We start from the raw sequence: 18,727 nt of genomic DNA on the forward strand, positions 1-18,727 counted from the left end.
CTACGTTAATACTACGGGTTTGGTATTATTTAGAAAAAAGCACTTTAAACTGCTTAGCTTTATCTTCACCGTCAAGACGAGAGAACTTCATTAGTAAATCATCTTTGCCGTCACCATTTAAATCTTCAACCATAACCAGATTGCCATCTTTTGGTAATTGAGTACTGTAACTAACACTGCGTTTTTTAAATGATTTCTTCTTTTTACTAATTTTTCTACCTAGATATATCCTCAATTCATCGTCATCATCCGACAAAATAAGCTCTTTTAAGCCATCACCATTTAAGTCTGCTAACTTAACAATCGCACTACCACTTTGCCCAGAAGTTAAGCTAAAGGTGAGTTCTACACCTTTTTTAATCGCCGGCCTGGTTGGGAATTTATCTTCTTTATTCATTTTGAAGACGTAGACATCTTGGTCAATACCACCAGTCACTAACGCACCAATAATTTGCGATAGGCCAATGTCAAAGCCCGCAAGTAATACCTCAAGCTTGTCATCATTATCAATATCAACAAACTCTAAACCTGTTAACGTACCTTCGGCGTGAATCACGCTGTCAGCCTCTTGTGCATAGCTCAACATCCCTTGATTTTTTTTACCAAAGAAAATTTCATAATCATTCACGCGGTCAAGAACACCTGAAGCCTTGGTATAGCGCACTACCATATCGGTAATACCGTCAGCATTAACATCACGCAGTTCTTCTAACTTCCGATATTCCAAATTACTTTGATCTAATTGTTCACCACTTTCATCACGTTCATTCCACCAGTCAGTTCCAGTGATGGCTTCATTGATCGGTAGACGGGTTGCTTTTGTAGCAAAGTTACTATGTCCATATTGTGGGTAAATAACCATTTCACCATCACCCATCAATAAAATATCTGTTTTTTCATCAAAATTAACATCACTAAAATATAGTTTACTTTCGAGGTAACTTGCTCCTGCGGATAAAATACTTACATTGGGTTTTATGGGCAGTGTTTGTTTAGCAAAAGTGTTCAATCCTTGTCCCATAAAAACATGAGTCTTATTAAAATCAGCAATGATGACATCATCAAAAGCATCATTATTTAAGTCTTGAATAAAATCGCCTCGGCTAATAAAGTCTGCCTGTTCTTGTATATAGAGCGACTCTATCTTTGCCAACCGCTTAAATTTATTTTTTTGATAAAGGAATAAAGAATCAGTAGAAAGGAAATAAATACTTTGTTGTTTCTCGTGCTTTTGTTTACTTAAATCAAAGCGATAAAATGCTTTAGGCACGATAATTTTTTCCGCGACAACATATTGATTCGCGGTATGGTCTAACTGATAAATGATTAACCAACGATTACTCTGTTCATCTACAGAAAAAGTAACGAGCTCTTTACCCTTACTTGGCAGTACATCTGCTGCAATAATTTCTTGGATGAGCTTATAAGGCGAATTAATAACAACTTCATTAAATTCGACGGCTTTTGACTTGCTTGCTAACGCTGGCGAAGAAGTCACACAACTAAGGGTAACAAGTAGGCCATAGAAGATTCTGTAGTTAAACAGTAAAGGTTTTTTCATAGTGTAAGCTTCATTTAGTGAGTTCCATATCGTAAGTCATGACTATTTTCTAAGAAATACATACCCATTCAAGATCCATATTTCAGAGTGCTTGGGTTATTCAATACAAGGTACAACAACGTAGTGATGTGTTTAGAACATTAAAAACAAATAGAGTTCCTTAACTAAATACGTTTATAACTTCGATTTAATCCTGCATCCTAATCAGTGACTGGTATGTATAACATAGCCAAGTGCTACGGCAATAAAAAAGCTGTTACATAATATGTAGCAGCTTTATTTAATGCTTTTGCGCTTACTTAAATCACGGTAAGCATCCTAAACTATTTACTATACAGAGCTAACTATAACCGACGTAATCCGCTTGTAGTTTCTTAGCAAGCATGGCACTCATCATCGCCCTTAACGCTGCTGGTTTCACTAACTTACGCATATACCCTACATCTAAACTTCTGGCTTTATCTTCAATGCCAGGCTCAGTTGTTGCCGTGATTAATATTGCGGGTAATGAATGATGACATTGGCTGCGTAAATCACTAATTAAGGTTAAACCATCAACTTGTTTGCCTTGAGGATCATCAGTTTGATAACCCAATTGATAATCTACCAATAATATATCAATTTCATTACTGTGATTAGCAAACTCTTCCAAAGCTGTTTCTCTAGAATCCGCCGCAAGGATATTACATTGCCATGCCGAAAGTAGTTCAACCATACCACTGAGTACATCAGGATCATTATCAATACATAAGACGGTAATGTCTTTTAAAGCAACAATAAAGCTTGGGTTATTAACAATACGACTTTGCACTACCGCTTCAGCTTGTTCTACTTGCACAGAAAATTTACAGCCTTGCATCGCTTTTGATTGTAAACTTAAGGTGTGTCCCAATAACTGCGCCAAACTTTGCGTGATATTCAGCCCTAAACCTAACCCTCTGCCCGCATGATTAGTTGGGGTATTAAGTTGAGTGAACTGCTCGAATACCACTACCTGCTTTTCAACTGGAATACCTGGTCCATTATCTAAAATTTGTATGATTACTTGATTATTGAAGACTCGGGCGCCCAATAAAACTTTGCCTGGGCTGGCATACCTAAATGCATTACCAACAAGGTTTTGAATGATACGTCTTAATAAGTGCCTATCTGACTTGACCCAGACTTTACTCACCGCCAAGCGAAATTCTACTGACTTCTCGATTGCAAGGGCTGAGAACTCTTGAGCTAAATCTTCAAATAATTCATTCAGTGCGAATGCTTGAATATTGGCTTTGATATTGCCACTTTCTAATCGCGCAATTTCAGCTAAATCGGCTAATAAATCATTAGCCGCTTTAAGGGATCGATCGATATTATCTACTTGCCTTTGCTGAACCGTGGTTAAATTATTTTGTTCTGACAGTGCTGAAGTAAATAATCTTGCGGCTTCAAGCGGCTGCATTAGATCATGGCTACAAGCGTTCAGGTACTGACTCTTTTTCAAATGCGCTTGCTCTGCTTTCTCATGTGCCTTTGCTAGCGCTTCATTCGTTTTAGCTAAGGTTAGCGTACGTTCATAAACGCGGGTTTCAAGATCAAGGTTTGCTTCTTTGAGAACTTGCTCCGCTTGTCGATATGCAGTGATATCAGAAAACAACATTACAAAGCCGCCACCGGGAAGCGGATTACCTTCAATGCGAATAGTTTGGCCACTCACTTGTTGACGCTCCGAGCTATGTGGGCTGCCTTTACGTAAGAAGTCTAAACGACGTTCTACCTGTGACTCTATATCGCCAGAGCCGCACAAACCTCGTTGAACATTATGACGAATGAGTGCAGATATAGGGCTGCCCATATAGATCAACTCTGAGGGATACTCAAATAAGTCTAAATATTTTTTATTCCAAGCAACTAAGCGCAACTCATCATCAACAATAGAAATGCCCTCACTCGCATTCTCAATAGCACTTTGCAGTAAATGTTGCGAAAACTCTTGCTGTTGACTCGAGGCATCTTCAACAAGTACCGCCAGTTCTTCAAGTGCAATATCACGACCATCCAATGCAGAAGAGAGCACTAGTCGCGCGGAAGATGAGCCCATAACCGTTGCTAAGGTATTTTCGGTATGTTGAATTAATTGTTGATTATAAATGACATTACCCAGTTCCTTTTTATCATGCGACGATAAAAAGGAATTAAAGTTAGCGTGCGCTTTTTCCAAGCCAACAAAACGCGAAGCTAATAATTCTAACTCTTGTACATCGAGCTGTCTTTTTTTCTCTACTTTTAATAACTTAGGTGACTTCCATTCTAAAAACAAAGAAGCTTGCACCCGCTCTTGTACACTTTGTCTACTGATTTGAGACATGGCCCACATCACAATAATATTAGCGCCTAAACTAAATAAGGTTGCCGTACTTTTAACCGGTAAAAAACCTTCCGCAAAAGGTGATGCATATAAACCAAACTGGGGTAAAAAGTTAAGGGTAAACCACAGAATAAAACCAACTAATATTCCCGCATAAACGCCCATTAAACTCGCGCGACGCCAATAAAAGGCGGCAATTAGGGCGGGTGTTAATTGTGCGAAAGCGCCAAAGGCCACTTATCCTAATGAAGAGAGTGTATCAGGCGAGGCCATGAGAAAAACACCATAACCTAACAAAATAACAAACAATGCTAAGAACTTTCTAATATTTAACAATCGCTTACGAAAATTATCATAATCAGTTTGTGCTACTTTTTGATGTCGATAAAGTAGTGGAAAGAGAATTTCATTACTTAACATGGTACTTAAAGCAATAGAAGAGATAATTACCATAGAACTTGCTGCTGAGACTGCCCCTAAAAAGGCAAATAAGGTTAACCATGTTTGATTAGTAACATCAGGAAGAAACAATACATAAGTATCTGAAGGCACGGTATTACCAAGAAGCATTTGACCAGCTAAACCCAACGGCGCTGCAAAAAAGGCAAAAACCAGTAGGTATAGCGGGAAAACCCGACGACTTAACCAAGTATCTTTTTGTTCCTTTAGTTCAACAACCATGACTTGAAATTGTCTCGGCAATGACAAGAAACCGGCCATCACAATTACCAGCATGGCAAACATTGACGTGACATTGTCTAGGGTAAATTGCTGTTCTAGTAAATCATTAGCATTAGCCTGTTGCCAAATATCTGCTGGTGAATCATACAACACAAAACAAACAAAGATGCCTACCGCTAAAAAGGCAAATAACTTCACTAAAGACTCAAAGGCAATTGCGAGCATGACGCCAGGGTGACGTTCAGTAACATCAATATGTCTAATACCAAATAAAACGGTAAACACGGCTAAAACTAGACTGACAACTAAACCGATGTGCCAACTATTTAAGCTTTGATCAATTTGAAGTTGCTGAAAAGAATACACCATCGCTTTAAGCTGTAGAGCGATATAAGGCATGGTACCAAATAGCGCAACAATTGTGACCATGATAGCGAGATTGTGCGACTTACCAAATCTAGCTGCCAGTAGATCAGCTATTGAGGTTAAATGAAGCTTTAAACTAACGCGAATAATACGTTGGATAAATGGCCAAGCAAAGACGAATAAGAGAATGGGCCCTAAATAAATAGGTAAGTGAGACAGTAAACTGGTCGATGCTTGCCCTGTTGTACCTAAGAAACTCCAAGAGGTACAGTAAACACCCAAGGTCAGTGCATAAATAATGCTCTGTCCCTTTCTAGCCAACTGGTGTCGGTATCGGTCACCTAGAAAAGCAATTAAAAATAATAGGCCAATATAAGCCAAACTTAACAGCACTAATTGCCAATTAGGAAACATAAACACTCGCTACGTTGGATTTATACCAAGTGGACGAAAAATGAGTCCAATCGGCATTATAAGAAGTTACCACAATGTGGATTCCCCAATATACCTAAGGTGCCTAACAATAAAAAGATTATAGTGTATTTATTTGCTAGAATAGCGTTGAACCAAGGGGTGCGCTGTCATTTAATCTTTTTTAACTGATTTGTCGCTGAGAAATATACTCTTTGAACCTGGGCAGAAAATTAGTTTATTTAATTTTTTGGCATAGGGATGGTGGATACCAAGTCCATTTATATATGACTTAGTCAGAGCTACGCTAGGGAAGTTAGAACAAATAGAATTTGTGAAAGTTTAGTCATTCTAAATCAAATAAATTCGTGCCGTTATCGCTTTCCTAACTAGCTCCCAAAGGCGAGTACCTAATAAAAGGTAAAGGCTTATATGCAGCGTTATTGATTGCGACAAGGGAATACCATTCTCTGCAATCAATGCCTTGCCTAATAAACCTTTTAATTCTCGCTGAATAGTTAATATATTAATGGAATTGGTATTGTAGATAAATCTAAAAAATTCATCAAAATTATCCTCTTTGCACACGCTCCTACTTTTTTTTGATGAGATTTTATGACGTTCTCCAAATCTGCTACTTGTTTAGCTATCACTGCAAGTATATTTAACTTTACTGCTATAGCTGAACAGAAAACTAGTAATGACACAGGCAATCCTGAAACCATCACTGTCACCAGTGATTTTCGCCAGCAAAACTTACAAAATACTCCTGCTTCGTTATCGGTTTTAACCGATATTGAAATTAAACAACGAAATGCTCGTCATCTCGAAGAATTAGTTGCCGTTAGCCCTAACGTTAACTTTGCCAGTGGCTCACAGCGCGCACGTTATTATCAAATTCGTGGCATTGGTGAACGCAGCCAATTTCAGGAGCCGATTAATCCTTCTGTAGGTATGATTATTGACGATATCGACTTTACTGGTATTGGAAGCATCGCTAACTTATTTGATGTGAAGCAAGCTGAAATTTTTCGAGGTCCTCAAGGTACACGTTTTGGTGCTAACGCGATTGCTGGCATGATAAATATTACCACCAATGAACCCACCGAAGATTTTGAAGGAGCCCTACAGTTTGGCGCTGGCAATTATAATAGCTATGATCTGGGTGTTGCTTTAGCGGGACCTGCTAGTGATTCAGTGAATTACCGTTTAGCCGTCAACCAACATAACAGTGACGGTTTTACCGAAAACATCCATTTACAACGCGATGATACCAACAACCGTGATGAATTAAGCATACGTGGAAAGTTAGCCATAGAAGCAAGTAATGATCTAACCATTGACCTTGCTGGGTTCTATTTCGATTTTGATAATGGTTATGATGTATTTTCTTTAGATAACACCAGAGAAACCTATTCAGATCAACCTGGTTTTGACCAACAAGAAACAGCCGCCTTTTCGGCAAAATTTACCTATAAAGGTTTTGAAAGCGCCACCCTATTAGCCATTGTTAGCCATTCAGATACAGATTTAGGCTATGGTTACGATGAAGATTGGGCCTTTGGCGAATATGAATGGCGTAGTGATGACCCGGTTTATACTCCTGACCCTTGTATTACACCATCAGGTTGTTTAGCTGACTTTGATGGCTATGCATCGACTGATCATTATTACCGTGATAAAGCCGTATTAACAACTGAGTTACGTGCAGTATCTAACCAAGGCCAAGAAATTTTTAATGGCAGTACTGCCTGGGTTGCGGGTGTTTACTTTAAACAAGACGATGAAGACCTTTTACGCCAATACACTTATGCCAGTGGTGACTTTACTTCAATTAACGAAAGCACGAGTGTAGCGCTATATGGCCAATTAGATACTCAACTAGCGGAAAAATGGTCATTAATGTCAGGTTTACGCATTGAAAATCGCAGTGCTGACTATAATAATTCAGATTTATTTGATGACAGTATTGACGATACAATGGTGGGTGGTAAGTTAGTGCTTAGTTACCAGCAAACTCAAGAAAGTATGTGGTACGGATCAATTAACCGAGGTTATAAAGCGGGTGGGCATAATACTGATGGTACTTTACCTGAAGATTTACGTACCTTTGATCCTGAGTATTTATTGAATTATGAAATCGGCTACAAAGTTTCTTTACTCGAGAACAGTGCATATGTTCGAACTTCGGTTTTCTATATGGATCGCGAAGACATGCAAGTTAAGAGTTCTAAAACCATAGTACGTGAAGATGGTAGTTCTGAGTTTATTAGCTACTTAGGTAATGCCGCTACAGGTAGTAACTATGGTATTGAAATTGAAAGTGCTTGGCATATAAATGACTTAATAAACGTGTACGGGTCACTCGGTTTACTTGAGACAGAGTTCAATGATTTTGTTAATGCTGATGGTGTTTCATTAAGTGGGCGTGAACAGGCCCATGCGCCTAATTACCAATTTAACGTCGGTATGAATATTCAACCAACTGACCATTGGTTAATTAATTTGTCAGTTGATGGTAAAGATAGTTTTTACTTTTCCGATAGTCATGACGAACAATCTGAAGCCGTTGCACTATTAAATGCCTCAGTTACATATTTACAAGATAATTGGCAGATAAAAATTTGGGGCCGAAACTTAGCAAATGAAGACTATGCAAATCGTGGTTTTTACTTTGGTAATGACCCTCGTGATGGTTATACTGCGAAACAATACACGCAGCTTTCAGAACCCTTAGTCTTTGGCGCTACGCTAGATTATCAATTCTAATCACTACTGATATTAAACGTGGAAGTGACTAACCTCACTTCCAAAAACCTTGAAAGGTAACTTATGAAAATATCCATCGAACTGAGCTTATACCCACTAGCAGAAGAACAGTATAAAACTGAAATTTGGGCGTTTATAAAACGACTGAGAGGTGTAGAAGGCTTACAAGTAGTAACCAATGGTATGAGTACGCAAGTATTTGGTGATTATGATCTTGCTGTAAACCATGTAATGGCTGAAATTAAGCACGTTCATAAAACAACGGGAGCTGCTGTTTTTGTCTGTAAATTTATTAATGGTGATCGTTCACAAGTTGAAGCTGAAAGTTAATGACTGAATTATTGAACAGTGTATCAGCCTACTTTCAACAGCTGCCATGGCTTGAGCTAGTTGCTATGCTGCTTTCTATAGCATATGTGATTCTTGCCGCTAAAGGCTCGCGATGGTGTTGGCCAGCAGCCTTTATAAGTACAGCGTTATACACTGTTATCTTTTATGATGTTTTATTATTAATGGATAGTGCTTTGAACGCCTATTACCTGTTGATGGCTGTTTATGGTTATTGGCAATGGTCTATAAAATCTGATAAAAGCCAAAATGAAAATAGCCAACTAACGATCGTTAGCTGGCAACTAAGTTGGCATATTAAGGTTTGTGTTGCCTTGGCACTGCTAGCCCTTGGGTTAGGCTACCTTATGGATAATTTTTCCCCCGCCCACTTCCCATACTTAGACACTTTCACCACAGTGTATGCGGTCTTTGCTACCTATTTGGTGGCTAAAAAAGTGTTAGAGAACTGGCTTTATTGGATTGTTATTGATTTAGCTTCTATCTATTTATACATTGAAAAAGACTTAATTCCGACGACGGTTTTATTCATTGTATTCGTTGTAGTTGCTGGTTACGGCTATCATAAGTGGTTAAAAATTTATCAGAAGTCTTCAATAAATTTACAACCTTCTGCGATGGCTAACCCTAGATAATTTAATGTCGCTTACTTCTTCAGAACTTAACGCACTCAGATCTCTACCTTGTTTTGAAAAGGTAGTAGATATTTTATTGTTGATTGATGGGATGAGTCATACCTGCATTAAAGTCACGACCGCTTTACAGACTTTCTTTGTAAAAAAATTAAATAGTGAAACAGCTAGAGAAGAAGTTTTATCTAGCAGATATACGGCTGAACATGGCCTAAGCCCGAGGGTTATCTACCATGACAACTATTGGTTAGTCACTGACTATATTGTCGGTATAACACTGGATAAAACGGTATTTACTGGTAGTCAATGTATTGATACTGCCCTATCTCTCATGGCTAAATTACATCAGTTAATGCCACAACCGAATAATGAAACTATCCCCGATTTAGAGACTTCAAAGTCAGTACAGCGCTTGTTCACTAATCCTAGCTCGATACCATCACAACAAAGACTTTTCTTAGCAGATATCACTAAGACGCTGACTTTAAAGATTGATGCCGAACAGAAGCGCTTGAATACTCCTAATATTCTTTGCCACGGTGATATAAATTACAGCAACATCCTTATTGATGAAGCTCAACAGCCTTGGTTAATTGATTTTGAATGTAGCCACTTAGCACCGGTAGAATTCGACTTATCAATGTTCATTGCCGTCAATAATATTTCACCTCGTCACATAAGTGATATTGTTAATAGCTATACGGTATTAAACTCAAGTTATATGCCTAATAATACGTTATTAACTTACTACCTTCTTTATAGCTACTTTATTAATGGCTTATGGTATTTAGATAATACAAATGATTCAAAAGTTAACAGTCATTTGAAGTCACTAGCTATTGATCAATGGTCAGCTTTTGATAATTTCGCAGTCAAAAATCACATAGATATACCCAAATTAATGCTGTTAATAAGTTAATCCCTTCCTAATCTAATTTTAATTCCTTTCATGCAAAGCATTCAATTTTACTACAGGCACAAAAAAGCCACTTTACTAAAATAGTAAAGTGGCTTTTATAATCAGTATCTGTATTTACTTCTTAACTCTTACTTTTAAGAATAAGAAGTCACTAAACCTGAAGGTACTTATCTAATTTAACTCGCTAGTTAAATTAGATATTAGCTATTTTTGCTAGTCGCTTGAATAACGCGTAATTGCGCTACTGCACGAGCTAGCTCAGCGGCAACTGCGGCAAAGTCAACATCAGCGCCATGGGCGTTCATGTTATCTTCTGCACGTTGCTTAGCTTCAAGAGCTGCTTGCTCATCCAAATCCGCAGCACGTATAGCAATATCAGCTAGCACGGTAACGTTATTTGGTTGAACTTCTAACATACCACCAGAAAGATAGATAACTTCTTCGCTACCATCTTGCTTGGTGATTAGTGCCATACCAGGCTTTAGTGAGGTCAGTAAAGGTGCGTGACCAGGCATAATGCCTAACTCACCTTCACTACCTGTGATCTGTAATGATTTAATGCTACCAGAAAATAAACTTTCTTCTGCACTTACTACATTCAGATTTACAGTTAATAATGCCATTTGACTCGACCTCTTTTACTGTAAGTACTTACACTAAGTATAAGTACTTACTAGATGATTACATCTTACTGGCTTTCTCTACGGCTTCTTCAATAGAACCTACCATATAGAATGCTTGCTCAGGCATATCATCAAAATCACCCGCTAAAATGCCTTTAAAGCCTGCGATGGTGTCTTTTAATGAAACATACTTACCTGGAGAACCTGTAAATACTTCAGCAACGAAGAACGGCTGAGATAAGAAACGCTGTATTTTACGTGCACGGAATACAGTTTGCTTATCGTCTTCAGATAACTCATCCATACCTAAGATGGCGATGATATCTTTAAGTTCTTTGTAGCGTTGTAATACTGTTTGTACACCACGAGCAGTTTCATAATGTTCAGTACCAACTACTAATGGATCTAGTTGACGTGAAGATGAATCTAGTGGGTCAATCGCAGGATAAATACCTTGCGAAGCAATATCACGACTTAATACAACAGTTGCATCTAAGTGAGCAAAAGTAGTTGCAGGGCTAGGGTCAGTTAAATCATCCGCAGGTACGTATACCGCTTGAATTGAAGTGATTGAACCTTTGTTCGTTGAAGTAATACGCTCTTGTAATATACCCATTTCTTCAGCAAGTGTTGGTTGGTAACCAACGGCTGATGGCATACGACCAAGTAGTGCTGATACTTCAGTTCCTGCAAGAGTATAACGGTAAATGTTATCTACGAAGAATAATACGTCACGACCTTCGTCACGGAATTTTTCAGCCATAGTCAAACCAGTAAAGGCAACACGTAAACGGTTTCCTGGAGGCTCGTTCATTTGACCGTAAACTAATGATACTTTATCAAGTACATTAGAATCGTTCATTTCGTGATAGAAATCGTTACCTTCACGTGTACGCTCACCAACACCAGCAAATACTGAGTAACCACTGTGCTCGATTGCGATGTTACGGATAAGTTCCATCATGTTTACTGTTTTACCAACACCAGCACCACCGAAAAGACCAACTTTACCACCCTTAGCGAATGGACAAACTAAATCGATTACTTTGATACCAGTTTCTAACAATTCGTTAGACATTGATTGTTCAGCGTAAGCAGGTGCTTCGCGGTGAATAGACCAACGGTCTTTTTCGCCGATAGGACCAGCTTCATCAATTGGCTCACCAAGTACGTTCATGATGCGACCTAAAGTCTCAACACCAACAGGAACTTGAATACCTTGACCTGTGTTTTCTACATTCAGTCCACGACGCAAACCGTCTGAAGAACCCATTGCGATAGTACGTACAACGCCGCCACCAAGCTGCTGTTGAACTTCAAGTACTAAACCTTCAAGGTCACCTTCGGTTACTTTTACTGCGTCATATACCTGAGGTACGGCATCTTGTGGAAATTCAACATCCACAACTGCGCCAATTATTTGGACGACTTTACCTGTACTCATGTTTATTCCTCTTAATTTAAGTTAGCTAAGCTTCGCTTTAGCTAACTTTTCGTTAAATTACGAAAATTGTTATCAGATTACTTCGTTACCGAAATATTCTGCTTACCCTACCGCAGCTGCACCTGCAACAATCTCACCCAATTCTTGAGTGATTGCTGCTTGACGCGCTTTGTTGTATACCAATTGTAGGTCGTCGATTAAATCACCCGCATTATCTGTTGCGGCTTTCATCGAAACCATACGAGATGCTTGTTCACAAGCAATGTTTTCAACAACACCTTGGTATACTTGAGATTCAATATAACGAACTAATAATTGATCTAACAAAGAGTTAGCATCAGGTTCGTAGATATAATCCCAACGATGACTAATTGCTTTGTCATCTGATTTAGGTAAAGGTAACAATTGATCAATTGTCGGTTCTTGCGTCATAGTATTAACAAATTTGTTATACACAACGTGTAGCCTATCAATTTCACCGTTATCATAAGCTTTAAGCATTACCGCGACACTACCAACTAAGTCAGTTAGTGAAGGGGAATCACCTAAGCCCGATATCTGTGCAGATACTTTAGCGCCCATATTGTTGAAAAAGGTAGTAGCTTTTGAGCCAATTACACAAAATTCAACTTCAGCACCTGATGCTTGCTTTTCAGAAGCATCAGCAAGTACTTTCTTAAATAAATTAATATTTAAGCCACCACACAAACCACGGTCACTTGAGACGACAATGTAGCCAACACGCTTAGCTTCACGTTCTTCCATATAAGGATGACGATATTCTAAGTTACCAAGCGCGATATGACCGATCACATTTCGTATATTTGTTGCATATGGACGAGAGGCTGCCATACCATCCTGCGCTTTGCGCATTTTACTAGCGGCAACCATTTCCATAGCGCTTGTGATCTTTTGAGTGCCTTTAACACTCGCAATCTTGGTTTTTATTTCTTTACCAACGGCCATGACTCTTCTCCGAAAACGTTACTTAATTAAAGACTGATTACCAAGTTTGCGTAGACTTGAATAACTCAAGTGTTTTATTCAAACTAGCTTCGATATCTTTATTGTAGTCACCCTTTTCGTTGATAGTAGCCATCAACTCAGCATGCTCATTGTTTACATATGCATGTAACGCTGCTTCACAATCAACAATTTTGTTAATTGCAACATCAGTTAAATAGCCTTTTTCTGCGGCAAATAATGATACTGCTGTTTCAGCGATTGACAATGGGCTGTATTGCTTTTGCTTCATCAATTCAGTAACGCGTTGACCATGCTCTAATTGAGCGCGAGTCGCGTCATCTAAATCTGATGCAAATTGAGCAAATGCTGCTAATTCAGCATATTGGGCTAAAGCTAAACGAATACCGCCACCAAGTTTCTTGATGATCTTCGTTTGCGCAGCACCACCAACACGAGATACTGAAATACCAGCGTTAACTGCAGGGCGAATGCCCGAGTTAAACAAGTTAGATTCTAAGAAAATCTGACCATCGGTAATTGAGATTACGTTTGTTGGTACGAAAGCAGATACATCACCCGCTTGCGTTTCAATAATTGGTAATGCAGTTAAAGAACCTGTTTTACCTTTAACTTCACCGTTAGTGAATTTTTCAACGTATGCTTCGTTTACACGAGCAGCACGTTCTAATAAACGACTATGAAGATAGAAAACATCACCTGGGTATGCTTCACGACCTGGCGGACGACGTAAAAGTAATGAAATTTGACGGTAAGCAACTGCTTGCTTAGACAAATCATCATATACGATTAGTGCATCTTCACCGCGGTCACGGAAGTATTCACCCATAGAACAACCAGCGTATGGTGCTAGGTATTGTAATGCTGCAGCTTCAGAAGCTGATGCAACAACTACAATTGTATTTGATAGCGCGCCATGCTCTTCTAAGTTACGAACAAGGTTCGCTACTGTAGAAGCTTTCTGACCGATAGCTACGTAAACACATTTAATACCAGTGTCTTTTTGGTTGATGATAGCGTCAATTGCAATCGCTGATTTACCGATTTGACGGTCACCAATGATTAATTCACGTTGGCCACGACCAATTGGAATCATAGAATCGATAGACTTGATACCAGTTTGAACTGGTTGGTCTACTGATTTACGTTCGATAACACCCGGTGCAACAACTTCTACAGGAGAGAAGCCATCATTTTCAACTGGGCCTTTGCCATCAATTGGTTCACCAAGAGTGTTTACTACGCGGCCTAATAAACCACGGCCTACTGGTACTTCTAAAATACGACCAGTACCTTTAACTTTTTGGCCTTCCGCTAAATCAGCGTAAGGACCCATTACTACCGCACCTACCGAATCACGGTCTAGGTTTAACGCGATAGCAAAACGGCTACCAGGAAGTTCGATCATTTCACCTTGCATTACATCGGCAAGGCCATTTATACGAATAATACCATCTGTTACAGAAACGATAGTACCTTCGTTACGAGCTTCGCTGACAACGTTAAACTGTTCAATTCTATTCTTGATCAGTTCAGCGATTTCAGTGGAATTCAGTTGCATGCTCTGTTCCCTTATCTAAGATTGTAGTGTTGTTGCTAAGCGGTTCAGTTTACCTTTGATTGAACCATCTATTACCATGTCACCAGCTTTAATTACTAAACCGGAAACGATACTCGCATCAACAAAACAATTAAGCTTTACTTTACGTGCCAAGCGCTTTTCAAGCGCGGCGCTTAATGTTGTTTTTTGCTCTGCAGTTACTTCTACAGCAGAGGTTACATCCACAGAAACTTCTTGATCAAAATCAGCTTTTAACGCTATAAATTGTTCAAGAACCTGTGGTAGCACCAACAAACGTTCGTTACTTGCCATTACTTTTAAAAAGTTTTGGCATTTGCTGTCTACTTGTTCACCACAAACATTTAAAAATAATATTTGTGCTTGCTCTGCTGAAGCGCCGCCAGAGATATAACCTTTAATGGTTGTATCTTTGGCTACTTCAGCTGCAAATGTTAACTGGGTTAACCAGCTATCAATTGCTTTAGCTTCAACAGCAAAATCGAACGCTGCTTTAGCGTAAGGACGAGCGACAGTTGTCAATTCAGACATAGCTCTTTCCTCTTAAAGTTCAGCGACGAGTTTATCTAAGATGTCGCTGTGTGCAGCGCCATCAATTGAACGCTCAAGAATCTTCTCGGCACCGGCAACAGCAAGGATTGCAACTTCTTTGCGCAATTCTTCTCTAGCTCGGTTACGTTCAGTTTCAATTTCCGCATGACCAGTGGCTAAGATTCTTTCTTTCTCAGCTTGTGCTTTACCGGCAGTTTCCTCAACAATTTTAGCTTCATGTTTTTTAGCAGCATCAACGATAGATGCAGCTTGAACTTTAGCTTCTTTTAATTGAGCTGTAGCTTTTTCTTGAGCAAGCTCAAGATCTTTCGCAGCACGGTCAGAAGCAGCAAGTCCGTCAGCAATAGTTGCTTGACGTTCTTCGATGGCACCAATAATTGGTGGCCATACATACTTCATACAGAATATTACAAATACGACAAACGCAATTAATTGGCCAACTAGGGTCATATTAATATCCATTGTGCGTACCTCCTATCAATTATTCGTTTAAAAAAAAAGTGGTAAAATTAACCAATTTTAACGAATAAGATGTATAAACCAATAGCAACACCGATCATAGCGATAGCATCGATTAGACCAGCTACGATGAACATTTTAACTTGTAGTTGTGGTGCTAGTTCTGGTTGACGAGCAGCAGATTCTAAGAATTTGCCACCTAAAAGACCAAAACCGATAGCAGTACCAAGAGCACCTAAACCAATTAGTAAAGCCGCTGCAATATACATTAAGCCAAAGTTTTCCATTTTTATCTCCGATTGTTTAAAGTTAAAGTTTTAAAAATTTCTGTTTTGATGAAGAAAGTTATTTACCCACTTGGGCCTTATAACTTTCTTCGACAAATTTAGTGATCTTCATGCGCTAGACTAAGATATACAATAGTTAACATCATGAAAATAAACGCTTGTAATGGGATTACCAACAAGTGGAAAGCTGCCCATAAAAAGTGTACTGGCAATTGGAATACACCAATTGTTGCGATAAGTAAGAAAATCAACTCACCTGCATATAAGTTACCGAATAAACGTAAAGCTAGTGATAATGGTCGAGCTAGCATAGTTACCGTTTCAAGGATAAAGTTTACTGGGTATAAAGACCAGTGACCAAAAGGCTGTGTAGTAAGTTCCTTCATGAAACCACCGACGCCTTTTACTTTGATTGAATAGTAGATGATTAGGATAAATACACCTAACGCAAGACCAAAAGTGATGTTTGGATCAGCTGTTGGAACAGGTTTCATATAGATATCACCTAAAGGCATACCTGTAACCCAATGAATCAAGTGTGGTAAAAGATCAACTGGAACCCAATCCATAGAGTTCATCAATAGAATCCATACGAAAATGGTTAAACTTAATGGTGCAATTAACGCGTTTTTGCCATGGAAAGTACTTTTAACACTATCATCAACAAATCCAACAACCATCTCTACTGCACATTGCAGTTTACCTGGTACGCCAGAAGTTGCTTTTTTAGCAACGGAACGAAAGATCGTTAAAAAGACCAAACCCAAGAATACAGACCATCCTAATGAATCTAAGTGAACAGCCCAGAAGCCCTCACCCACTTTCAAATTAGATAAATGGTGCGTAATATATTCTTGGCTGGTTAACACAGCGCCTGATGACATATTAATTTCCCAATAATTAAAGTTTAAAAAATAAAAAAGTAAATTACCGCTGCTGCTTAATAATAAACGGAGTTATTATTGGCAAAGCCATAACTAAACAAAACATGCTAAAAAATGGTAGAGGGCTTATCACTACAAATTTGATTGTTAAACCAAGTAGTAACGCCATTAACGCCATTTTTTGCTTTACGCCACTAAAGAATGATTCAACAACCATCTTTGACGCTCTCGCTCCAGCAAATCTAAATGCTTTATATGCGAAAAATAAATTGGGCAGTATCCCAATTATGCCACCTAAAGCAGCTGATTTTGCGGATTCAAATCCCCAAATAAAATATATTAACAGTGTAAAAATGAGTGTAATTAGCGTTATCAAAGCACTCTGTTGATAGGCAAATTTACGGCCTGGCTTTGTCAGTTCATTTCTCATATTTTTTAAGTTTTCTTATACGACGTTATTCGTATGACACACTGATTTTTTAAAGTAAAAACTTTAACTTTAAAAAGTTTGCGCAAGTATACTTAACTTGTCTTTTTTTGCAAGATATAAGGGCAATACGCGCACTATATTTGTGCGAATATCTCATATTCACCAAAGAAATACTGTTTTATATAATTATAATTTGAAACGATCAAAATAAGCCTCTAGTTGATGAATAAGGCGATCAAAGTTAATTAATATAGCCTATGCATTGTTTATTATTTTTTAGCTTTAAAATGCTACTACAACAAAGCAGGAGCCAACCACAACAATAGTAAGTTTGAATTTCAATTGTTTATATATTGTCGACAATAAAGAATAAAACTGATCCATTCTTCATAAGAAGAAAATTAAGTGTTATTTTTTACATTTTATAGATTATTTATCTCGATTTAAAAATACTTTATGCTTTTAATATACTGACAAAAACTAGTGACCCACACCATAATAATAAATCTAGTGCTATATTTTCATTAATTGTCGACAATTAATGAAAATATAATTTATTCACTCGATGATAGAAGGGTTCTTTCGCTAAATTTAAAATCTTCCAGACAATTAGTCCCAATCTTAAAAAATTTAAAACCTTAACTGAGTTCAGTATTTATAAACAATTACACAATAGTTATATCTAAAGTATGGAATCGGTAGTGGCCTAACGTGCAATGAGTATATTTATATGAATACTATAAGGTGAAGGCTTAACAAGGCTAGGACCATGACGACCGTCGCACTTTTGAAGGGAGTAGCCATTAATGGTAAGCACTTATCAAGTCTAAAGTAGCCATTCATCGGCGGAATTGTATTTATTTATGTAATGGCAACGCTTTTTAAATGTCAGACAGCAAAAAGCCCGTTACTTTCGTAACGGGCTTCTCGTGTGCCGCAGCACAAATTAGAAGTGGATAATATCCTACGCCCACATGGGCTTTACTTCGATATGAGTCACACTACCATCGGTGCTGTTACGTTTCAAATCCCAGACAGCAAAAAACCCGTAGCGTTAGCTACGGGTTTCTTTAATTAGAAGTCTAGCAATGTCCTACTCTCACATGGGAACTCCCACACTACCATCGGCGCAACTGCGTTTCACTTCTGAGTTCGGAAAGGGATCAGGTGGGACCACAGCGCTATTGTCGCTAAACAAAAAAGGGACAATCTTAGAAAGCTTTGCTCTATGAGCTATAAATATCGTTTTTTAGTTTCAAGTAACACGTAAGTACGTGATGTTTTCTGTCAGTCTTTATACAAATCACTCAGCGTTCACTTCTCAGCAAAACTACTTGGGTGTTGTATGGTTAAGCCTCACGGGTAATTAGTATCAGTTAGCTCAATGCCTCGCAGCACTTACACACCTGACCTATCAACGTTGTAGTCTCCAACGACCCTTTAGGGGA

At 38.4% G+C, this 18,727-nt stretch carries 14 protein-coding genes, 2 rRNA genes and 1 pseudogene; 4 read left to right on the plus strand and 13 right to left on the minus strand.

Going from position 1 to position 18,727, the window contains the following annotated elements:
• Positions 1-25: 25 nt before the first annotated feature.
• On the minus strand, positions 26-1,561 hold the full coding sequence (locus tag ESZ36_RS21575) for an FG-GAP repeat domain-containing protein (protein WP_146791726.1): 1,536 nt from the start codon (positions 1,559-1,561) through the stop codon (positions 26-28).
• Positions 1,562-1,901: 340 nt separating this feature from the next.
• A pseudogene (locus ESZ36_RS23230) lies at positions 1,902-5,372 on the minus strand (hybrid sensor histidine kinase/response regulator).
• 612 nt (positions 5,373-5,984) lie between these two features.
• On the opposite strand from ESZ36_RS23230, the gene ESZ36_RS21585 reads away from it, so the two are divergent.
• The 4 genes from ESZ36_RS21585 (at position 5,985) to ESZ36_RS21600 (ending at position 10,037) form a co-directional block, all read left to right on the plus strand.
• Positions 5,985-8,138 (plus strand): TonB-dependent receptor, encoded by a 2,154-nt coding sequence (locus tag ESZ36_RS21585; protein WP_146791728.1) that lies wholly within the window; start codon positions 5,985-5,987, stop codon positions 8,136-8,138.
• A gap of 63 nt (positions 8,139-8,201) precedes the next feature.
• Complete coding sequence (locus ESZ36_RS21590) at positions 8,202-8,468, plus strand: hypothetical protein (RefSeq protein WP_146791730.1); 267 nt, start codon at positions 8,202-8,204, stop codon at positions 8,466-8,468.
• Complete coding sequence (pnuC, locus tag ESZ36_RS21595) at positions 8,468-9,121, plus strand: nicotinamide riboside transporter PnuC (RefSeq protein WP_146791732.1); 654 nt, start codon at positions 8,468-8,470, stop codon at positions 9,119-9,121. Before ESZ36_RS21590 ends, pnuC begins: the two co-directional genes overlap by 1 nt.
• 4 nt (positions 9,122-9,125) lie before the next feature.
• Positions 9,126-10,037 (plus strand): phosphotransferase, encoded by a 912-nt coding sequence (locus ESZ36_RS21600; RefSeq protein ID WP_146791734.1) that lies wholly within the window; start codon positions 9,126-9,128, stop codon positions 10,035-10,037.
• Positions 10,038-10,237: 200 nt separating this feature from the next.
• Here ESZ36_RS21600 and ESZ36_RS21605 read toward each other — a convergent pair whose 3' ends face one another.
• The 11 genes from ESZ36_RS21605 to ESZ36_RS21655 all read right to left on the minus strand — a co-directional run.
• Positions 10,238-10,660 (minus strand): F0F1 ATP synthase subunit epsilon, encoded by a 423-nt coding sequence (locus tag ESZ36_RS21605; protein ID WP_146791736.1) that lies wholly within the window; start codon positions 10,658-10,660, stop codon positions 10,238-10,240.
• Between the two features lie 58 nt (positions 10,661-10,718).
• Positions 10,719-12,104, minus strand: a complete 1,386-nt coding sequence (gene atpD / locus ESZ36_RS21610) for a F0F1 ATP synthase subunit beta (RefSeq protein WP_146791738.1) — start codon at positions 12,102-12,104, stop codon at positions 10,719-10,721.
• Positions 12,105-12,206: 102 nt separating this feature from the next.
• Positions 12,207-13,070 (minus strand): F0F1 ATP synthase subunit gamma, encoded by an 864-nt coding sequence (gene atpG / locus ESZ36_RS21615; protein ID WP_146791740.1) that lies wholly within the window; start codon positions 13,068-13,070, stop codon positions 12,207-12,209.
• 37 nt (positions 13,071-13,107) lie between these two features.
• Positions 13,108-14,649, minus strand: a complete 1,542-nt coding sequence (gene atpA, locus ESZ36_RS21620; RefSeq protein WP_146791742.1) for a F0F1 ATP synthase subunit alpha — start codon at positions 14,647-14,649, stop codon at positions 13,108-13,110.
• A gap of 15 nt (positions 14,650-14,664) precedes the next feature.
• The gene (atpH, locus tag ESZ36_RS21625) at positions 14,665-15,198 is read right to left on the minus strand and encodes a F0F1 ATP synthase subunit delta (RefSeq protein WP_146791744.1); all 534 of its coding nucleotides are present in this window, start codon (positions 15,196-15,198) and stop codon (positions 14,665-14,667) included.
• A 12-nt stretch (positions 15,199-15,210) separates the two neighbouring features.
• Complete coding sequence (gene atpF / locus ESZ36_RS21630; RefSeq protein ID WP_146791746.1) at positions 15,211-15,681, minus strand: F0F1 ATP synthase subunit B; 471 nt, start codon at positions 15,679-15,681, stop codon at positions 15,211-15,213.
• A gap of 47 nt (positions 15,682-15,728) precedes the next feature.
• Entirely contained in the window at positions 15,729-15,965 is a 237-nt protein-coding gene (gene atpE, locus ESZ36_RS21635; protein ID WP_011040932.1) for a F0F1 ATP synthase subunit C, read from the minus strand.
• 98 nt (positions 15,966-16,063) lie between these two features.
• A complete protein-coding gene (atpB, locus tag ESZ36_RS21640) occupies positions 16,064-16,849 on the minus strand; it encodes a F0F1 ATP synthase subunit A (protein ID WP_011040931.1) in 786 nt (261 codons plus the stop codon).
• A gap of 43 nt (positions 16,850-16,892) precedes the next feature.
• A complete protein-coding gene (locus ESZ36_RS21645; protein ID WP_146791748.1) occupies positions 16,893-17,279 on the minus strand; it encodes an ATP synthase subunit I in 387 nt (128 codons plus the stop codon).
• Between the two features lie 1,080 nt (positions 17,280-18,359).
• Positions 18,360-18,474: ribosomal RNA gene (gene rrf / locus ESZ36_RS21650) — 5S ribosomal RNA — on the minus strand.
• A 150-nt stretch (positions 18,475-18,624) separates the two neighbouring features.
• A 23S ribosomal RNA gene (locus ESZ36_RS21655) occupies positions 18,625-18,727 on the minus strand; the annotation flags it as partial.

This window comes from Colwellia demingiae (genome assembly GCF_007954275.1).
Taxonomy (GTDB): domain Bacteria; phylum Pseudomonadota; class Gammaproteobacteria; order Enterobacterales; family Alteromonadaceae; genus Colwellia; species Colwellia demingiae.